We start from the raw sequence: 18,540 nt of genomic DNA, 5'->3' as shown, positions 1-18,540 counted from the left end.
AAAATTGAACACAGCTATGATCCGGGTCAGTTGACACTTGCACCTTGCAACTCGGGGAGCGTCCTGTGCACCACGTGTACAACGGCATGGCGGCCACAGAGCTTCGCGGAGTCGTCTGGCAGAAGAGCAGACACAGCAACTCCCAGGGTTCCTGCGTGGAGTTCGCGAAACTGCCCGACGGGGATGTGGCCATGCGCAATTCCCGCCATCCCGACGGGCCCGCGCTCGTCTACACACCGGCGGAGATAGAGGCGTTGCTGCTGGGCGTGAAGGACGGCGAGTTCGACCATCTCGTGGGCTGAGAACCGCGATTTCCGGACACGACGGAGGGCCGGATTCCGCTCGCTGGGAGCGGAATCCGGCCCTCGGGCCGGTGTGTCACGCGGTGCGCCGGCCGGTCGCACCGCCCCCCGTCACACCGGGTCGGCCAGCCTGAACAGTGCCCAGACGACCTTGCCCCGTGCCGCCGCCGTGCCCGGGGTGCTCTCCGTACTCAGGACGGGCGAGGGGTGCCAGCCCCAGCAGTCGCTGAAGGACTCCACCAGGAAGAGGCCGCGCCCCGACTCCGCGGAGTCCGCCGCCTCGGAGGCCACCGGGCTCGCCTGGCTCGGGTCGCGCACCGCGCATACCAGCCGCGAGGTCCAGCGCATCAGGTGCAGCCGTACGGCAGGTTCCTGGGTGTCGCGCGGGGCGTCGGCCGGCAGGGCGTGCCGCAGGGCGTTGGTGACCAGCTCGGAGACGACCAGGGCGACGTCGTCGAAGCGCTCGCTGAGTCCCCAGCCCCCCAGGGTCGACCGGGTGAACTGCCTGGCCCCGCCCACCGCTTCGTAGCGCGGGGGCAGTGTGCAGGTGGCGGATCCGGAGACGGCTGAGGGATCGATGGGGGGAAGCCCCTGCCGTAACGGCTCGAGCATCGTCGATCCATTCGTCCCCATGCGAGGCACTCCCGGGAATCGCGGCTGCGCCGGCACTTGCGTACCGGGTACAGCGGCACAACACGAACGAGCACGCAGGTGCGCGGGCCCCATGGTTCCGAATGCGCACGGCAGATGCAAGGGCAGATGCACGTGCACGCGCCGGACCTGTCCGACCCCGTCCGGTTCTTGCTCATTTCTTCCCACGCGCTGTTTCGCCGTCTTCCAAAGGTCTTCCCATTTCCGTAATCGAATGAGTACGGGCTGAAGCGTTTTGATGGCAGAATCCGGCTCTTGGGGTTCAGGGGGAGCCCCGATGCCAGGAAGCGATGGGGAGGGTTGGACCAGTGGCGGCAGGCGAGTCGAGTGGGTCCGTGGTGCGGCGCATCCTGCTGGGCTCCCAGCTCAGGAGACTGCGTGACTCGCGCGGCATCACGCGCGAGGCGGCCGGCTACTCGATCCGGGCCTCCGAGTCGAAGATCAGCCGCATGGAGTTGGGACGGGTGAGCTTCAAGGCCAGGGACGTCGAGGATCTGCTCACGCTCTACGGCGTCACGGACGAGGCGGAGCGCGACGCCCTGCTCTCCCTGGCCCGTGAGGCCAACGTGGCGGGCTGGTGGCACAGTTACGGGGACGTGCTGCCCGGCTGGTTCCAGACGTACGTCGGTCTGGAGGGGGCGGCCTCGCTCATCAGGATCTACGAGGTCCAGTTCGTGCACGGGCTGCTGCAGACCGAGGAATACGCCCACGCGGTCGTCTCGCGCGGCATGCGCGGCGCACCCTCCGCCGAGATCGAGCGCCGGGTCGCGCTCCGGCTCGAACGGCAGAAGGCCCTCGTGTCCGAGCGCGCGCCCCGCTTCCACGCCGTGCTGGACGAGGCGGCGCTGCGCCGCCCGTACGGCGGACGGGAAGTGATGCGGGCGCAATTGCGGCATCTGATCGATATGTCGGAGCAGCCGAACATCACGCTCCAGGTGATGCCGTTCAGTTTCGGCGGACACGCCGGGGAGAGCGGCTCCTTCACGATGCTGCGATTCCCGGAATCCGATCTGTCGGACATCGTGTATTTGGAGCAGCTGACAAGCGCGCTCTATCTGGACAAGGAAGAAGAAGTCGCCCAGTACGAAAAGGCGATGGCACTGCTCCACGAGGACAGCCCCGGCCCGGAAGAGAGCCGTGACCTGCTTCGGGGACTTCTCCAACTCTCCTGAAATTTCAGTACGATGGCGCTCCTACAGGAGTCTGCACCTGAGTTAAGGGATCGCATGTCCTTCTTCCAAGAGCTGGCCGGCCAGTACATCGACGGTGAATGGCGGACGGGCACCGGCTCCTGGGACATCATCGATTTCAACCCGTACAACGGGGAGAAGCTCGCCGCGATCACCATCGCCACCGCCGCCGAGGTGGACCTCGCCTACCGTGCCGCCGAGCGCGCGCAGGGGGAGTGGGCGGCGGCGGGCCCCTTCCGGCGCCGTGACGTCCTGGAGCGCGCGCAGCGGGTCACCGAGCGGCTGGCCGGTGAGATCACCGAGGCGATCATCGACGAGCTGGGCGGCACCCGCGCCAAGGCCGAGTACGAACTGAGCCTCACCCAGGAGTTCCTGCGCGAGGCCGCCCGGCAGGCGACGGCCGCGGAAGGGCGCATCCTGCCCTCCGTCACCGACGGCAAGGAGAACCTCCTCTACCGGCTCCCCGTCGGGGTCGTCGGCGTCATCAGCCCGTTCAACTTCCCGCTCCTGGTGACGATGAAGTCGGTCGCCCCGGCCCTCGCGCTCGGCAACGCGGTCGTCGTCAAGGCCAACCAGAACTCGCCCGTCGTCGGCGGTGGCCTGATCGCGAAGATCTTCGAGGAGGCCGGGTTGCCGGCCGGACTGCTCAACGTGGTCGTCACCGACATCGCCGAGATAGGCGACGCGTTCATCGAGCACCCCGTGCCCCAGGTGATCTCCTTCGCCGGCTCCGACCGGGTCGGCCGCCACGTCGCCGCCACCGCGGGCGGCCTCTTCAAGCGCACCGTCCTCGAACTCAGCGGCAACAGCGCCCTGGTGGTCCTTGAGGACGCCGACATCGACTACGCGGTCGACGCCGCCGTCTTCAGCCGGTTCATCTACTCGGGCCAGGTCTGCATGGCCGCCAACCGCATCCTGGTGGACCGCCCGGTGGCCGCGGAGTTCACCGAGAAGTTCTGCGCCCGGGTGGCCGCCCTGAAGACCGGCGACCCGCGCGAGCCCGACACCTGTATCGGCCCGGTCATCAACACCTTCCACGCCGACTCGCTGGCCGCCCTCGTCGACCAGGCGATCGCCGAGGGCGCCGGGGCGCCGGTGCGCGGCCGGGTGCGCGGCAACCTCGTCGGACCCACCGTGCTCACCGGGCTGCCCGACGGCTCCCCGCTGCTCCACCAGGAGATCTTCGGCCCGGTCGCGCTGCTGGTGCCCTTCGACGGCGAGGACGACGCGGTGCGGATCGTCAACGACAGCCCGTACGGGCTCAGCGGCGCCGTGCACACCGCGGACACCGGGCGGGGCGTGCGCTTCGCCCAGCGGATCCGGAGCGGAATGTTCCACGTCAACGACTCCACCGTCCACGACGACCCGGGCATCGCCTTCGGCGGCGAGAAGGACTCCGGACTCGGCCGGATGAACGGGGACGCGGCGGTGGACGCGTTCACCACCCAGAAGTGGATCTCCGTCCAGCACGGCCGCAGCGTCTTCCCCTTCTGACCTCGCCGGACACCGCCCGTTAGGCTGGTCGACGGGTTGACCAGAGAGGTGGAGGGCATGTCCGCGATCCGGCTGCTGGTCCTCGGCGCTGTGCGCCAGCACGGCCGGGCCCACGGCTACCAGGTCCGCAACGACCTGGAGTACTGGGGCGCCCACGAGTGGTCCAACGCCAAGCCCGGCTCCGTCTACCACGCGCTGAAGCAGCTCGCGAAGCAGGGCATGCTGCTCGCCCACGAGGTGGCCCCGAGCACCGCGGGCGGCCCGCCGCGCATCGAGTACGAGGTCACCGAGCGCGGCACCGAGGAGTACCTCGCGCTGCTGCGCGCCTCGCTGACCTCGTACGACCAGAGGATGGACGTGCTCTCGGCGGGCATCGGCTTCATCGTCGACCTGGAACGCTCCGAGGCGGTGTACCTGCTCCGGGAGCGGCTGGCGCACCTGGCGGCCTGGCGCACCGATGTCACCGACCGCTACACCCCGGGGTCGGGCGGGCACATCGGCGAGATCATGAACATGTGGGTCCACGCGGCGGACGCCGGCGCGGAGTGGACGCGCGGTCTGATCGAGCGGATCGAGGGCGGGGCGTACGTCTTCGCGGGCGAGGGCGACCCGTTCGTGGGGGTGCTCGCCGAGGGCGAGGAGAACCCGTACGCGACCGGGTAGCGGCCCGCCTCAGTGGTGGAAGGAGGTCGCCGCGTTCTGGTTGCGGGTCAGCGGGTGCGGCTGGGCGCGCAGTTCGGGCATCAGCAGCCGCAGGTCCTCCAGGAACAGTTCCGCCAGGTCCGAGGAGAAGCCGTTGCGGCACACGACGCGGAGCACCGCCAGGTCCTCTCGGTCGGCCGGGAAGGTGTACGCGGGCACCAGCCAGCCCCGCTCGCGCAGCCGCCGCGACACGTCGAAGACGTCGTACGCCGTCACCTCGGGCTTGGTCGTCAGCGCGAAGACGGGGAGCTGGTCGCCCCGGGTGAGCAGCCGGAAGTCGCCCAGCTCCTCGATCTTCGCGGCCAGGCCGGTCGCCACGTCCCGGGCCGCCTGCTGCACGGCCCGGTAGCCGTCGCGGCCCAGCCGCAGGAAGGTGTAGTACTGCGCGACGACCTGGGCGCCGGGCCGGGAGAAGTTCAGCGCGAAGGTGGGCATGTCGCCGCCGAGATAGTTCACCCGGAAGACCAGCTCCTCGGGCAGCTCGGCGGGCGAGCGCCACAGGGCCCAGCCGACGCCCGGGTAGACCAGGCCGTACTTGTGGCCGGAGGTGTTGATCGAGGAGACCCGGGGAAGCCGGAAGTCCCACACCAGGTCCTCGTCGAGGAACGGCGCGACCATGGCGCCGGAGGCCCCGTCGACGTGGACGGGGATGTCGAGGCCCGTGCGCTCCTGGAGGTCGTCCAGGGCGGCGCACAGCTCCGCGACGGGCTCGTAGCTGCCGTCGAAGGTGGAACCGAGGATGCCGACGACCCCGATGGTGTTCTCGTCGCACAGGCCGGCGGCGGCCTGCGGGTCGAGGTGGAAGCGGTCGCCCTCCATGGGCACGAGGCGCGGCTCGACCTCCCAGAACGTGCAGAACTTCTCCCAGCACACCTGCACGTTCACCCCCATCACCAGGTTGGGCTTGGCGCTCGCCGGGTAGCGGTCGGCGTTCTTGGCCGCCCAGCGGCGTTTGAGCGCCATCGCGGCGAGCATGCACGCCTCGCTGGACCCGGTCGTGGAACAGCCGACGGCCGCCGAGGGGTCGGGTGCGTGCCAGAGGTCGGCGAGCATCGACACGCAGCGCCGTTCCAGCTCGGCGGTGCGCGGGTACTCGTCCTTGTCGATCATGTTCTTGTCGCGGCACTCGGCCATCAGCACCCCGGCCTGGGGTTCCATCCAGGTGGTGACGAAGGTGGCGAGGTTGAGCCGCGAGTTGCCGTCCAGCATCAGCTCGTCGTGGACGAGCCCGTACGCGGTGTGGGGCGGCAGCGGCCCGTCGGGCATCCGGTGCCGGGGCGGCGCCGACTCCATCCCGGCGACCGGGTCGGCGACCCCGTAGAAGGGGTTGAGCGCCAGCTTGCGGTGGGCCGCCGACGGTTCGCCGTCGTGCGCCGAGCCCTGGTGGAGCGGCATCACGGACCTGCCTTTCTCGGCTCGCGCCCGCGAGACCGGACGAATCCGACGATACGGGCGGGGCCCGCGCGCGCCACCCGTTGCTGGTCCGTACGGTTCAGCGCAGCGCCGTACCGTCCTCGCGCAGCTGCATCAGCGGCCGGCCGGTCACCAGCAGCCATGCGGGCAGCGAGGCGACGCACAGGATCGGGAGCAGGGCCGTGTCGGCGGCCAGCACCGCCGCCGTGAACAGGCTCAGCCAGCCCTGCCGGGTGACGGCCAGCAGGACACCCAGCACCCCGCACGTCACCGCCAGCGCCACCGGCACCCCGCCGACGAGTGCGTGGGCGCACAGGCCGAGCGCCACGCCGGAGAACACCGCCGGGAAGATCCGGCCGCCCCGGAAGCCGCAGGTCGCCGCGATCAGCAGGGCCGCGGTCTTCACCACCGCCATCGTCCCGAACTCGGCGGCCGACCAGCCGTCCGGATCGGCGGCGATCGTCTTCACCTCGTCCAGCCCCTTGAAGAGGGTGAGGTGCCCGCCCAGCGCCCCGAGCAGGCCCAGCGCCAGACCGCCCAGGGTCAGGGCGAGCACCGGGTGCGGCAGGGCCCGGAAGAAGCGGTGGGCCAGGGGGAACGCGTACACCGCCGCGAGCCCCAGCACCGCTCCGGCGGACGCGATCACAAGGGCGGCGAGCAGGTCGCCCCAGCGCGCGTGCGTGTACTCCGGCAGCGACAGGTCGAAGCTGGGATGGGCGGCCAGCGACATCGTGAGGGAGCCCGCCGCCCCGGCCGCGAGCGGCCCGAACAGCTTGTCCCAGAGGGCGCCGGGGCCCGGCGCGGCGGCCAGCGTCTCGGTGAGGATCAGGGCGGCGGCCACCGGGGTGCCGAAGAGGGCGCCGATGGTGCCGGCGGCGGCGAGCGCGAGCCACAGCTCACCGGGCGCGCCCGGGGCGATCCGGCGGCCGGCCCAGGCGACCAGGGCGATGTTGGCCGCGGTGATCGGGTTCTCCGGGCCGAGGCTGACGCCGCCCGCCAGGGCCAGGACGGTGACCACGAGCAGACCGGGCACCACGTAGGGCGGCAGGGGAGGGTCGACCAGGCCCATGGTCGCCGGGTCCGGGCCGCCCCGGCCGGGTACGGCGCGCAGGACCAGGCCGGTCACCAGGCCCATGGCCGTGAGCATCACGATCATCCACAGCGAGGAGTACCGGCCCACGGACAGCGCGTCGGGCAGCGTCTCCCACAGCACGTCCTGGAGCTCGTCCGCGAGCAGGCTCACCCCGAGCAGCACCAGGGCCGAGGTCACTCCGACGGCCAGGGCGGGCACGATGAGCGCGAGCAGCCGGCGGGCGGGGGCCGGCTGGGCGGTGGCGACGGCGGAATCGGTCGGCATCGGCACACCATAGCGACGCGAAAGCCGTAAAAACCTTCAAAAGGGTCAGGTGGCGGCCCGGGCTTGCACCTCACGTCGCGTCAGGACCCAGGCTCGGACGCGTACCCACACAGGAAGGAGCGGGGAGCCATGGAGCACTCCGTGGGACAGGTCGCCGGTTTCGCCGGGGTCACGGTGCGCACCCTGCACCACTACGACTCCATCGGCCTGCTCTCACCGAGCGGGCGCAGCCACGCGGGCCACCGGCGCTACGAAGACGCCGACCTGGACCGGCTGCAGCAGATCCTGTTCTACCGGGAGCTCGGCTTCCCGCTCGACGGGATCGCGGCCCTGCTCGACGACCCGGACGCGGACCCGCGGGAGCACCTGCGGCGCCAGCACGCACTGCTGTCGCACCGGATCGAGGAGTTGCAGCGGATGGCCGCCGCCGTAGAGACAGCCATGGAGGCACGCAGGATGGGCATCAACCTCACCCCCGAGGAGAAGTTCGAGGTCTTCGGCGGCAAGGACCCCGACCAGTGCGCGACGCGATCGGGGCGAACGCGCGCCGCCGGGCGTAAACGGTCACGGAGGCGGGTGGAACCCGGGGCCGTCCCAAGGCGTTGATAGCTTGGGGCGGCCACGCAGCCGCTTATCGACCTCATCCTGGAGCCCGGACCCTTGAATACGCTTGCGCTCGGACCGAGCTGGCTGGACCCGGACCACCTCATCGGACAGTTCGGCCTGGCCGGTGTGCTGGTCATCGTCTTCGCCGAGTCCGGGCTGCTCATCGGCTTCTTCCTGCCCGGTGACTCCCTGCTGTTCACCACGGGCCTGCTGGTGACGACGGACAAGCTGCACACCCCGCTGTGGCTGGTCTGCGTCCTGGTCGCGCTGGCGGCGATCATCGGCGACCAGGTGGGATACCTCTTCGGCCGCAAGGTCGGCCCCTCGCTCTTCAGCCGGCCCGACTCGCGCCTCTTCAAGCAGGAGAACGTCGAGAAGGCCCACGAGTTCTTCGAGAAGCACGGCCCGAAGTCGCTGATCCTGGCCCGCTTCGTGCCGATCGTGCGGACGTTCACCCCGATCATCGCGGGCGTCAGCCGGATGAACTACCGCTCGTTCATCGTGTTCAACGTGATCGGCGGCGTCCTGTGGGGCGTCGGTGTGACCCTGCTCGGCGCCGCCCTCGGCAATGTCGAGTTCGTGCACAAGAACATCGAGGCGATACTGATCCTGATCGTGCTGATCTCGGTCGTCCCGATCGCCATCGAGTTCCTGCGCGCCCGGAGCAAGGCCAAGAAGGAGGGCCCCGCCGTCGGCGACGACGAGCTGCCCCCGCAGGACCCGGCCGCCGGCCGCCGCGGCCGCCACGCCAAGCGCTGACCTCTCTTTGGCCTCCGACCCCGTCAGAAGCCGCGCGTCCGCTTGGCCGCGCGGCGGTTCGCGCCGCCGACCGCGCCCGGCACCCGCATGAACAGCCGGGAGATCTCGCTCCCCAGGTTCACCCCGATGGCGATGGCCAGGGCCGTCGCCACCGCCGTCGACAGCGAGGCGAGGCCCCGCGCCAGCTCGTTCTGCGCGACGCCCAGCAGACCGAAGTACGTCGCCGAACCGGGCAGCAGCGGCCCGATCGCCGCCGTGATGTACGGCAGCGACGACGTGTAGCGGTACCGCGAGAACAGCTGCCCGAACAGCCCGACGAGCCCGGCGGCGGCGGCCGTCGCGGCCACCGCCGACAGGTGGCCCGTCCGGGCCATCGCCCCGAAGACGATCCAGGCCACTCCGCCGTTCAGGGTCACCGCGAGCACCGTCGCCCGCTCCTGCTGGAGCAGGATCGCGAACGACAGGGTCAGCACCATCGACGCCAGGATCTGGATCACCGGCCGGTCGTGGGTGATGAGCCGCGCGTCCGGGTCCAGCTTCGCGCCCAGCTGGAGGCCCCCGTACAGGGCCAGCAGCACCCCGGTGACGATGGCGATGAAGAAGTACATGACCTCCAGAAGGCGCGCCGAGGCCGTGATGTAGTACCCGGTCAGGCCGTCCTGCACGCCCGCCACCAGCGCCCGCCCCGGCAGCAGCGCGAACAGCCCACCGGTGATCACCGCTGACGGCCGTACGTCCGACCAGTGGGTCAGCGTCAGCGCCACGCCCATCGCGGCGGGAGGCATCGCCGCCACCACGAACTGGTAGAACTCCGGCAGCCCGCGCCCCGCACACAGCCAGGCCAGCCGGTCACCGAGCATCGCCCCCAGCGCCGCGATCACGAACACCAGCGGACCACCGCCGACCAGCACGGACGCCGCCCCGGCCAGCCCGCCGGCCGCCATCGTGAGCACCCAGCCGGGATACGGGTGCCGGTTGCGCCGGATCTCCGCCAGCCGCCGGTACGCCTCCTCCAGCGATACCTCGTCGTCGGCCGTCGTGATGTCGTCGATCAGCCGGAAGACCGCCGCGAGCCGCGTGTAGTCGGTGCCCCGGCGGCGTACCGTACGGCTCGCCGTCACCGGGTCGTCCACCAGCGACGGCTGATGCGAGATCGACAGCAGGGTGAACGTCACGGTCGGCTCGCAGCGGTCGAGCCCGTAGCTGCGCATCACCGCGAACATCGCCGCCTCGACGTCCTCGGCGCCCTCACCGCCCGCGAGCAGCAGCTCCCCGATACGCAGCGTCAGGTCGAGCACGCGCGGAACCGGGGGCCCCGCCTCCTCGTCGTGCCGCTGGACCGGCTCGGTGGCCGGGCGCTCGGCGACCGGCATCCGCAGCATCGTGCGCATCCGGTCCTGCCAGGGCGCCTCCTTCGTCAGCCGGACCATCGGCACCCCGTATGCCGGGGTGAACGCCGGCGGGGAGTCGCGGAAGCTGTACGTGCTCGGCGTGGCGAACGCCGAACCGGTCGTCTCGGAGCCGGAAGCGGAACCCGTACCGGAACCGGAACCGGAACCGGAGGCCGGGGCCTCGGGCGTCACCCCGGCCGGAAGGGCGAATTCCGACGTCGGGTGATCCTCCTCCGGCGGGGCAGCGGGCGGCTCGGTCCCGACCGGTTGCGAGAAGGCGCTGTGCGCCTCGTCGGACAGGGGCTTCTCGTCCTCGGGCCCGCCCGGTTCCGCCACCACTCGACCTCGCTCCTCCTCGGCTGCGCGTCCTAGGCTGCGCTCCTGCCCAGTATGGCCACGCCCAAGGGAGGCCACACGAAACGGGCGGCACACCGGTGAGGTGTACCGCCCGTTTCACAGCCCGCTCGCGAGAAGCGGAATGTCAGTGCGCGCCGCCCTGCGCCTCAAGGCGCTTGCGGGAGGCGACGATCTCGGCCTCGGCCTCGGCGCGGCCGACCCAGTCGGCGCCCTCGACGGACTTGCCCGGCTCCAGGTCCTTGTAGACCTCGAAGAAGTGCTGGATCTCCAGGCGGTCGAACTCCGACACGTGCTGGATGTCCTGCAGGTGCTCCACCCGGGGGTCGGACGCCGGGACGCACAGCAGCTTGTCGTCGCCGCCGGCCTCGTCGGTCATCCGGAACATGCCGATCGCGCGGCACTTGATGAGGCAGCCCGGGAAGGTCGGCTCCTCCAGGATCACCAGCGCGTCCAGCGGGTCGCCGTCCTCACCGAGGGTGTCCTCGACGAAGCCGTAGTCCGCCGGGTAGCTGGTCGAGGTGAAGAGCCGACGGTCCAGACGAATCCGGCCGGTCTCGTGATCCACCTCGTACTTGTTGCGCGAACCCTTCGGGATCTCGATAACGACGTCGAACTCCACGGGTGGCTCCTCCATGATCAACACATACGACTGGTGGTTAAGTGTCCCTCACGCAGATGTGTGCTCGCGAAAGGGGCTGGTCAACGGTGGCCGAGCCGGTGGAAAGACCGTCGACCGAACCGCCCGGCACGCCGGGCGGAAGTCTCGCGGCCCGCCTGGGCGTACGCGGCGGAGCGGACAACTGGCGGTTCACAGCCGTCTCCGCCGTCGCGGGACTGGCCCTCGCGGCCGGCGCCGTCCTCGCCGCCGGCCCCTGGGACTCGGGTCAGCGTAAGGCCGAGCGGGACCGGGCGACCGCCGCCGAACGCACAGGTGGCGCACATCACGACGCCGACGGCCCCGACGGCCCCGCGCCCGCTCCGAGCGCTCCCGCCGTCCTCGCCGCGCTGTCCGCCACCGGCACCCGCACCGGCACGAAGGACGCCCCCGCCGGCGCCCTCCGCGACCTGCGCGCCGTCCTGGACCCGCTGATGGAGAACGACGCGCTGGGCGACCGGCGCGCCGCCGTCGTCATCGACACCGCCACCGGCAAACGGCTCTACGGCAAGGGTGCCGACGCCCCCATGACACCCGCCTCCACGGTCAAGATCGCCACCACCGTCGCCGCCCTCAGCGCACTCGGCCCCGCCCACCGCATCCCCACCACGGTCCGCGCCTCCGACGACCTGCGCACCGTCACCCTCGTCGGCGGCGGCGACCCCACCCTCGACAAGGCCGACCTGCGCGCCCTGGCCGCCGGGACCGCCCGCGCGCTCAAGGCGGGCAAAGCCGGTTCCGTACGCCTCCGCTACGACGCCTCCGCCTATTCGGGGCCCTCGCACCACCCGATCGGCCCCAACGAGAACATCGCGCCGATGAGCGCCCTGATGGTGAACGAGGGCCGCCAGGACGACTCCTCCAAGGGCCCCGCCCCGCGCACCGAGGACCCGGCCGGCGACGCCGCCCGCACCTTCGCCGGGCTCCTCGACGCCGCAGGCGTCACCACCAAGGGCGCACCCGCCCCCGGCCGCCCCGCCAAGAAGTCCCGCACCGTCGCCACCCACCTCTCCGCGCCCCTCTCCGGCCTCGTCGAACGGGCGCTGACCAACAGCGACAACGACATCGCCGAGGCCCTGGCCCGGCAGACCGCCATCGCCGCCGGTGAGCCCGCCGACTTCAACGGCGGCCGACGGGCCGTCACCGCCCAGCTCAGGAAGCTCCGGCTGCCCCTCAAGGAGGTGAACGTCGCCGACGGCAGCGGCCTCGACCGCAAGGACAAGGTGACCGCCGCCCTGCTGGCCGGCCTCCTCGCCCGGGCGGCCGACCCGGCCCACCCCGAACTGCGCCCGGTCCTCACCGGCCTCCCCGTGGCCGGGTTCAGCGGCACGCTCAGCGGCCGCTACACCAGCAAGGCCGGCGGCACCGGCTTCATCCGCGCCAAGACCGGCACCCTCACCGGCGTCAACAGCCTCGCCGGCACCGTCGTCGACACCCGGGGCCGGCTCCTTGCCTTCGCCTTCCTCGCCTCCGGCACCACCGCCCCCACCGAGGCCCAGGCCGCACTCGACAAACTCGCCACCGCACTCGGCGCCGGCAAGCGATGAGCCCGTCAACACCTCACCGCGTCAAGGGCAGAGCACGTACGGTTGACGCATGACGAGCATCGGTGGTGCAGGGATGGTCGACTGGAACCTCGCGGTCGCGACCGCGACCCGGCTTGTGCGGCCGGGCCCCGAGATCAGCCGCGAGGAGGCCCGCGAGGTCGTCGCGGAGCTGCGCAGGCACGCGAAGGCCGCGGAGGAGCACGTCCGTTCCTTCACCCGGATGATCCCCGAGGGAACCGAGCCCGAGGACACCCCCGTCCTGGTCGTCGACCGCACGGGCTGGATCAAGGCCAACGTCGCGGGCTTCCGCGAACTGCTGCGCCCCCTCCTGGAGAAGATGGAGGAACGGCGCAGCGGCGGCGCGGGTGGCGCCGTGCTCGGCGCGGTCGGCTCCAAGGTGACCGGCGTCGAGGTCGGCATGCTGCTGTCCTTCCTCGCCTCCCGCGTCCTCGGCCAGTACGAGACCTTCGCCCCCGCCACCCGCGACCTCCCCGCCTCCGCGGACGGCGGCGGCCGGCTCCTGCTCGTCGCGCCGAACATCGTGCACGTCGAACGCGAGCTGGAGGCCGACCCGCACGACTTCCGGCTCTGGGTCGCCCTCCACGAGGAGACCCACCGCACCCAGTTCACCGCGGTGCCCTGGCTCCGCGACCACCTCCAGGGCGAGATCCAGTCCTTCCTGGACGAGACCGACGTCGACCCGATGACCTTCCTGGAGCGGCTGCGCGAGGCCGTCCAGTCCCTCTCCGGCGGCCGGCCCGAGGGCGAGGAGGGCGAGGACGGCGGCCGCAGCCTCGTCGAACTCGTCCAGACCCCCGCCCAGCGCGAGATCCTCGGCCGGCTCACCGCCGTCATGTCCCTCCTGGAGGGACACGCCGACTACGTCATGGACGGCGTCGGCCCGGAGGTCGTCTCCTCCGTCGCCGAGATCCGCGAGAAGTTCCAGCAGCGCCGCGCCCGCGGCGCGAGCCGTCTCGACCAGGCCCTGCGCAAGCTCCTCGGCCTCGACGCGAAGCTCCGCCAGTACCGGGACGGCGAACGGTTCGTCCGGGCCGTCGTCGACGAGGTCGGCATGGACGGCTTCAACCGTGTGTGGACCTCGCCCAACACCCTCCCCACCAAGGCCGAGATCGCCCGGCCCGAGGACTGGATCGCGAGGGTGCACCGTAAGGCAGAGTCGTGATCAAGGCTCCGGACCCGAAGGCAACGCGCCGGTAATCACCCATCCGAGGGACCGTAGGGGCATGGGAAGGCGTGCAATGCTCGATGAACGGCATTGCTCTGTCACCATCGACGCACTCTGAGTGACGGCACTCCTTCCCGTCCCGGCACTCCGAGACACCCCTGAAGAACTTCACGAAGGGCACCGGACATGGGTCCCCATCCTGCGGTCGCGGCGATACGCCTGGCGGTCCGCCGCGTACTCCACGACGTCATCGCCGAACACGCCGAACAGACCGAACGCGCCGGGCACGCCGCCCCGCACCCCGAGCTCGCGCAGGCCGGGGCCGGCAGCCGCCGCGGCGCACTCCCCGACCGCCCCGACACCCCCCTGGTGCTCGTCGCCTGCTCCGGCGGCGCCGACTCCATGGCGCTCGCCTCCGCCCTCGCCTTCGAGGCCCGCAAACTCCCCGTCCGCGCCGGCGGCATCACCGTCGACCACGGCCTCCAGGACGGCTCCGGCACCCGCGCCTCCGAGGTCGCCGCCCGGCTCGCCGCCATGGACCTCGGCCCGGTCGAGGCCGTCGCCGTCCGCGTCGGTCGCGAGGGGGGCCCCGAGGCCGCCGCCCGCGACGCCCGCTACGCCGCCCTCGACGCCGCCGCCGAACGCCACGGCGCCGCCGCCGTCCTCCTCGGCCACACCCGCGACGACCAGGCCGAGACCGTCCTGCTGGGCCTCGCCCGCGGCTCCGGCATCCGCTCCCTGTCCGGCATGGCCGCCGCCTCCGGCCCGGCCCGCCGCTACCGCCGGCCCTTCCTCCACCTCGACCGGCAGACCGCCCGCACCGCCTGCCTCGCCCAGTCCCTGCCCGTCTGGGACGACCCCCACAACATCGACCCCGCCTACACCCGCTCCCGGCTGCGCCACGAGGGCCTGCCCGCCCTGGAGAAGGCCCTCGGCAAGGGCGTCGTCGAAGCCCTCGCCCGTACGGCCCAGCTCTCCCGCGACGACGCCGACGCCCTCGACACCTGGGCCGCCGAGGCCGGCCGAGACGTACGCGACGACGCCGGCCGGCTGGAGTGCGCCAAGCTGTACGCGCTGCCCCCGGCCGTACGCCGCCGGGTGCTGCGCCGGGCCGCCATAGAGGCGGGTTCCCCGGCCGGCTCGCTCTTCGCCCGGCACATCGAGGAAGTGGACCGCCTCGTCACCGGCTGGCGCGGCCAGCAGGCCATCAACCTCCCCGGCCGCGTCGAAGCCCTGCGCCAGGGTGGCAGACTGGTCATCCGGCAGAGCTGACGCACGAGCGGCTGACATGCAGGGCGAGCGGCCGCGCAGGCCCGGGACTCCACCCCGGGCCCGGCAGGCACAGAAAGAGACGCGGGTGAACGAGAAGGACATGGGCACCGACCTCCAGTCGGTGCTCCTCACCAAGGAAGAGATCGACGCGAAACTCGTCGAGCTGGCCGCGAAGATCGACGCGGAGTACGCCGGCAAGGACCTGCTCCTCGTCGGGGTCCTCAAGGGCGCGGTCATGGTCATGGCGGACCTGGCGCGCGCGCTGTCCACCCCCGTCACCATGGACTGGATGGCCGTCTCCTCGTACGGCGCGGGCACCCAGTCCTCCGGTGTCGTCCGCATCCTCAAGGACCTCGACACCGACATCAAGGGCAAGCACGTCCTGATCGTCGAGGACATCATCGACTCCGGCCTGACGCTGTCCTGGCTGATGTCGAACCTCGGCTCGCGCGAGCCCGCCTCGCTCGAGATCTGCACCCTGCTGCGCAAGCCGGACGCGGCCAAGGTCGCGCTCGACTGCAAGTGGGTCGGCTTCGACATCCCCAACGAATTCGTCGTCGGATACGGACTGGACTACGCGGAGAAGTACCGCAACCTCCCGTTCGTCGGGACCCTCGCCCCGCACGTATACGGAGGCTGAGGGCGCGCGGCCCCCCGCCGGGAGCGCCGGGAACCCTCGCGGGCTTCCCGCCGTTGAGCCTTCGTAGGCGGGATTGCCGGACGTCCGAGGCGGACGCCGGTGACCTCGCTGGGGTACCGTCCGAAGAACACTCTTTACTCACAGCAGCATTTACCTACGGGCAGGAGGGACGGGGCGAACTTCGCTCCGTATGGATGGACGTGAAGCGATACTTCCGTGGGCCGGTCATGTGGATCGTGCTGGCCGTCCTCGCCGTGGTCGTGTTGATGAATGTCGTCGGCTCGGGCGGCGGCTACAAGACGGTGGACACCGGCCAGGTGATCCAGGCGATCAGCAAGAACCAGGTGGACCAGGCCAAGCTCACCACCGGTGACGACCAGATCATCAAGATCGAGATGAAGGACGGCCAGAAGCTGGCCGACGAGTCGGGCAGCAAGTTCCAGGCGAGCTACATCGGCAACCAGGGCGTCCAGCTCGCCGATCTGCTCCAGAAGAAGTTCGAGAGCGGCGACATCAAGGACGGGTACACCGTCTCGCCGTCGAAGCAGTCCCCGTTCGTCTCGATCCTCTTCTCGCTGCTGCCCTTCGTCCTCATCGTCGTCGTCTTCCTGTTCCTGATGAATCAGATGCAGGGCGGCGGCTCCAAGGTCATGCAGTTCGGCAAGTCCAAGGCCAAGCTGATCACCAAGGACACCCCGAAGACGACGTTCGCCGACGTGGCGGGCTCGGACGAGGCGGTCGAGGAGCTCCACGAGATCAAGGAGTTCCTCCAGGAGCCGGCCAAGTTCCAGGCCGTCGGCGCCAAGATTCCCAAGGGTGTCCTGCTCTACGGGCCCCCCGGTACGGGCAAGACCCTGCTCGCGCGCGCCGTCGCGGGCGAGGCGGGCGTCCCGTTCTACTCGATCTCCGGTTCCGACTTCGTCGAGATGTTCGTCGGTGTCGGTGCCTCCCGGGTCCGCGACCTCTTCGAGCAGGCCAAGGCGAACGCCCCGGCGATCGTCTTCGTCGACGAGATCGACGCCGTCGGCCGCCACCGCGGCGCCGGCATGGGCGGCGGTCACGACGAGCGCGAGCAGACGCTGAACCAGCTGCTCGTCGAGATGGACGGCTTCGACGTGAAGGGCGGCGTCATCCTGATCGCCGCCACGAACCGGCCGGACATCCTCGACCCGGCGCTGCTGCGCCCGGGCCGTTTCGACCGGCAGATCGCCGTCGACCGCCCGGACATGCAGGGCCGTCTGGAGATCCTCAAGGTCCACCAGAAGGGCAAGCCGGTCGCCCCGGACGTCGACCTCGGCGCCGTCGCCCGCCGCACGCCCGGCTTCACCGGTGCCGACCTGTCGAACGTGCTGAACGAGGCCGCGCTCCTGACGGCGCGCAGCAACCAGAAGCTCATCGACAACGCCATGCTGGACGAGGCCATCGACCGCGTCGTGGCGGGCCCGCAGAAGCGGACCCGGATCATGTCCGAGAAGGAGAAGAAGATCACCGCGTACCACGAGGGCGGACACGCCCTGGTCGCGGCGGCCTCCCCCCAGTCGGACCCGGTCCACAAGATCACGATCCTCTCCCGCGGCCGCGCCCTCGGTTACACGATGGTGCTCCCGGAGGAGGACAAGTACTCCACGACGCGCAACGAGATGCTCGACCAGCTGGCGTACATGCTGGGCGGGCGCGCGGCCGAGGAGCTGGTCTTCCACGACCCGACCACCGGCGCCGCGAACGACATCGAGAAGGCCACGGCAACGGCCCGCTCGATGGTCACGCAGTACGGCATGACGGAGCGGCTCGGCGCGATCAAGTTCGGCGGCGACAACACCGAACCCTTCGTCGGCCGCGAGATGGGCCACCAGCGCGACTACTCGGAAGAGGTCGCCGCGCTGGTAGACGAAGAGGTCAAGAAGCTCATCGAGACCGCCCACAACGACGCGTGGGAGATCCTCGTCGAGAACCGCGACGTGCTGGACGCCCTGGTCCTCCGCCTCCTGGAGAAGGAGACCCTGGGCAAGGAGGAGATCGCCGAGATCTTCGCCCCGATCGTCAAGCGCCCGGCCCGCCCCGCGTGGACCGGATCCGCCCGGCGTACCCCGTCCACCCGTCCCCCGGTCCTCTCCCCGAAGGAGCTCGCCCTCACCAACGGCGCGAGCACCGCGAACGGCTCGGTCACGGACACCGTCCCGGCCACCGAGACGCTTCCCGAGGAGCGCCCCGAGAGCTAGTCACCGACCCGGTGTGGCCCCTGTCACGGGGCTTTCACCAGGCCCGGAATGGATGCCGCGTCCCCCAGGTTCTAGCCTATTGGGGGCGCGGCATTTCCGTACACCCACGCGGATGTCCCCGCAGTGACGGCTCAAGGAACGAGGCACACATGACCGACCCGGTGACGCTGGACGCCCAGAGGCCGATCGGCGAGTTCGACGAAAAGCGTGCCGAGGCCGCCGTCCGAGAGCTGCTCATCGCCGTCGGCGAGGACCCGGACCGCGAGGGGCTGAGGGAGACGCCAGGGCGCGTGGCGCGGGCGTACAAGGAGATCCTCGCCGGTCTGCGGCAGGAGCCCGAGGACGTCCTGACGACGACGTTCGACCTGGGGCACGACGAGATGGTCCTGGTGAAGGACATCGAGATCGTGAGCCTCTGCGAGCACCACCTGCTCCCGTTCCACGGGGTGGCACACGTCGGATACATCCCTGCGGAGAGCGGCAAGATCACGGGGCTGTCCAAGCTGGCGCGTCTGGTCGAGGTCTTCGCCCGGCGACCGCAGGTCCAGGAGCGGCTGACCACGCAGGTCGCGGATTCGCTGATGCGCATCCTGGAGGCGCGCGGTGCGATCGTCGTCATCGAGGCGGAGCACATGTGCATGTCCGTTCGCGGCGTCCGGAAGCCGGGTGCGAAGACGACGACGTCCGCGGTGCGTGGGCAGCTGCGTGAGGCATCTACCCGGGCCGAGGCGATGAGCCTGATACTGGCGCGGTAGCCGGATTGTCAGTGCTGCGGCGTAACCTCCCGAATCCAGGCATG

The 18,540-nt window shown here is 70.9% G+C and carries 16 protein-coding genes and 1 pseudogene; 12 read left to right on the top strand and 5 right to left on the bottom strand.

What is annotated here, in order from left to right; translation table 11 throughout:
- Positions 1-65 precede the first annotated feature (65 nt).
- Positions 66-302 (top strand): DUF397 domain-containing protein, encoded by a 237-nt coding sequence (locus OG242_RS14015; protein ID WP_018102227.1) that lies wholly within the window; start codon positions 66-68, stop codon positions 300-302.
- A 111-nt stretch (positions 303-413) separates the two neighbouring features.
- Here the strand turns inward: OG242_RS14015 and OG242_RS14010 are convergent, their stop codons facing one another.
- The gene (locus tag OG242_RS14010; RefSeq protein WP_405901604.1) at positions 414-914 is read right to left on the bottom strand and encodes an ATP-binding protein; all 501 of its coding nucleotides are present in this window, start codon (positions 912-914) and stop codon (positions 414-416) included.
- Positions 915-1,243: 329 nt separating this feature from the next.
- On the opposite strand from OG242_RS14010, the gene OG242_RS14005 reads away from it, so the two are divergent.
- From OG242_RS14005 to OG242_RS13995, 3 genes are read left to right on the top strand one after another with little or no spacing between them, the layout of a single operon-like run.
- Positions 1,244-2,125, top strand: coding sequence for a helix-turn-helix domain-containing protein (locus OG242_RS14005; RefSeq protein ID WP_405898488.1), 882 nt, complete (start codon positions 1,244-1,246; stop codon positions 2,123-2,125).
- Between the two features lie 54 nt (positions 2,126-2,179).
- On the top strand, positions 2,180-3,637 hold the full coding sequence (locus OG242_RS14000) for an aldehyde dehydrogenase family protein (RefSeq protein WP_405898487.1): 1,458 nt from the start codon (positions 2,180-2,182) through the stop codon (positions 3,635-3,637).
- Positions 3,638-3,694: 57 nt separating this feature from the next.
- Positions 3,695-4,300, top strand: a complete 606-nt coding sequence (locus OG242_RS13995; protein WP_405898486.1) for a PadR family transcriptional regulator — start codon at positions 3,695-3,697, stop codon at positions 4,298-4,300.
- Positions 4,301-4,309: 9 nt separating this feature from the next.
- On the opposite strand, the gene OG242_RS13990 is transcribed toward OG242_RS13995, so the two are convergent.
- Together OG242_RS13990 and OG242_RS13985 are read right to left on the bottom strand one after the other, a co-directional pair.
- Positions 4,310-5,734, bottom strand: coding sequence for a glutamate decarboxylase (locus OG242_RS13990; protein WP_405898485.1), 1,425 nt, complete (start codon positions 5,732-5,734; stop codon positions 4,310-4,312).
- A 97-nt stretch (positions 5,735-5,831) separates the two neighbouring features.
- Positions 5,832-7,109 carry an ion channel protein gene (locus tag OG242_RS13985; RefSeq protein ID WP_405898484.1) on the bottom strand — a complete coding sequence of 426 codons (1,278 nt, stop codon included), beginning with the start codon at positions 7,107-7,109 and terminating at the stop codon, positions 5,832-5,834.
- A 129-nt stretch (positions 7,110-7,238) separates the two neighbouring features.
- On the opposite strand from OG242_RS13985, the pseudogene OG242_RS13980 reads away from it, so the two are divergent.
- Positions 7,239-7,649 (top strand): annotated as a pseudogene (locus OG242_RS13980) (MerR family transcriptional regulator); the annotation flags it as partial.
- A 120-nt stretch (positions 7,650-7,769) separates the two neighbouring features.
- Positions 7,770-8,474, top strand: a complete 705-nt coding sequence (locus tag OG242_RS13975) for a DedA family protein (RefSeq protein ID WP_405898483.1) — start codon at positions 7,770-7,772, stop codon at positions 8,472-8,474.
- A 23-nt stretch (positions 8,475-8,497) separates the two neighbouring features.
- Here the strand turns inward: OG242_RS13975 and OG242_RS13970 are convergent, their stop codons facing one another.
- Both OG242_RS13970 and OG242_RS13965 read right to left on the bottom strand, forming a co-directional pair.
- Positions 8,498-10,204, bottom strand: coding sequence for a threonine/serine exporter ThrE family protein (locus OG242_RS13970; RefSeq protein WP_405898482.1), 1,707 nt, complete (start codon positions 10,202-10,204; stop codon positions 8,498-8,500).
- 142 nt (positions 10,205-10,346) lie between these two features.
- A complete protein-coding gene (locus tag OG242_RS13965) occupies positions 10,347-10,841 on the bottom strand; it encodes an inorganic diphosphatase (protein WP_018520452.1) in 495 nt (164 codons plus the stop codon).
- A gap of 86 nt (positions 10,842-10,927) precedes the next feature.
- Between OG242_RS13965 and dacB the strand changes: the two genes are divergently transcribed.
- From dacB to folE, 6 genes are all read left to right on the top strand, one after another.
- A complete protein-coding gene (gene dacB / locus OG242_RS13960; RefSeq protein ID WP_405898481.1) occupies positions 10,928-12,424 on the top strand; it encodes a D-alanyl-D-alanine carboxypeptidase/D-alanyl-D-alanine-endopeptidase in 1,497 nt (498 codons plus the stop codon).
- A gap of 49 nt (positions 12,425-12,473) precedes the next feature.
- Positions 12,474-13,607: a zinc-dependent metalloprotease gene (locus OG242_RS13955; RefSeq protein WP_405898480.1), complete on the top strand. Its 1,134-nt coding sequence runs from the start codon at positions 12,474-12,476 to the stop codon at positions 13,605-13,607.
- Positions 13,608-13,796: 189 nt separating this feature from the next.
- Positions 13,797-14,882 carry a tRNA lysidine(34) synthetase TilS gene (gene tilS, locus OG242_RS13950; protein ID WP_405898479.1) on the top strand — a complete coding sequence of 362 codons (1,086 nt, stop codon included), beginning with the start codon at positions 13,797-13,799 and terminating at the stop codon, positions 14,880-14,882.
- 100 nt (positions 14,883-14,982) lie between these two features.
- Entirely contained in the window at positions 14,983-15,522 is a 540-nt protein-coding gene (gene hpt, locus OG242_RS13945) for a hypoxanthine phosphoribosyltransferase (RefSeq protein WP_037777945.1), read from the top strand.
- A gap of 194 nt (positions 15,523-15,716) precedes the next feature.
- Positions 15,717-17,741: an ATP-dependent zinc metalloprotease FtsH gene (ftsH, locus tag OG242_RS13940; protein WP_405898478.1), complete on the top strand. Its 2,025-nt coding sequence runs from the start codon at positions 15,717-15,719 to the stop codon at positions 17,739-17,741.
- A 149-nt stretch (positions 17,742-17,890) separates the two neighbouring features.
- On the top strand, positions 17,891-18,496 hold the full coding sequence (folE, locus tag OG242_RS13935; protein ID WP_405898477.1) for a GTP cyclohydrolase I FolE: 606 nt from the start codon (positions 17,891-17,893) through the stop codon (positions 18,494-18,496).
- The last annotated feature ends 44 nt before the right edge of the window (positions 18,497-18,540 follow it).

It is taken from the genome of Streptomyces sp. NBC_00727, from assembly GCF_045161745.1.
In the GTDB taxonomy this organism is placed as follows: domain Bacteria; phylum Actinomycetota; class Actinomycetes; order Streptomycetales; family Streptomycetaceae; genus Streptomyces.
Note: the sequence above shows the minus strand (reverse complement) of the source record. Positions and strands in the feature narration are given on the sequence as shown.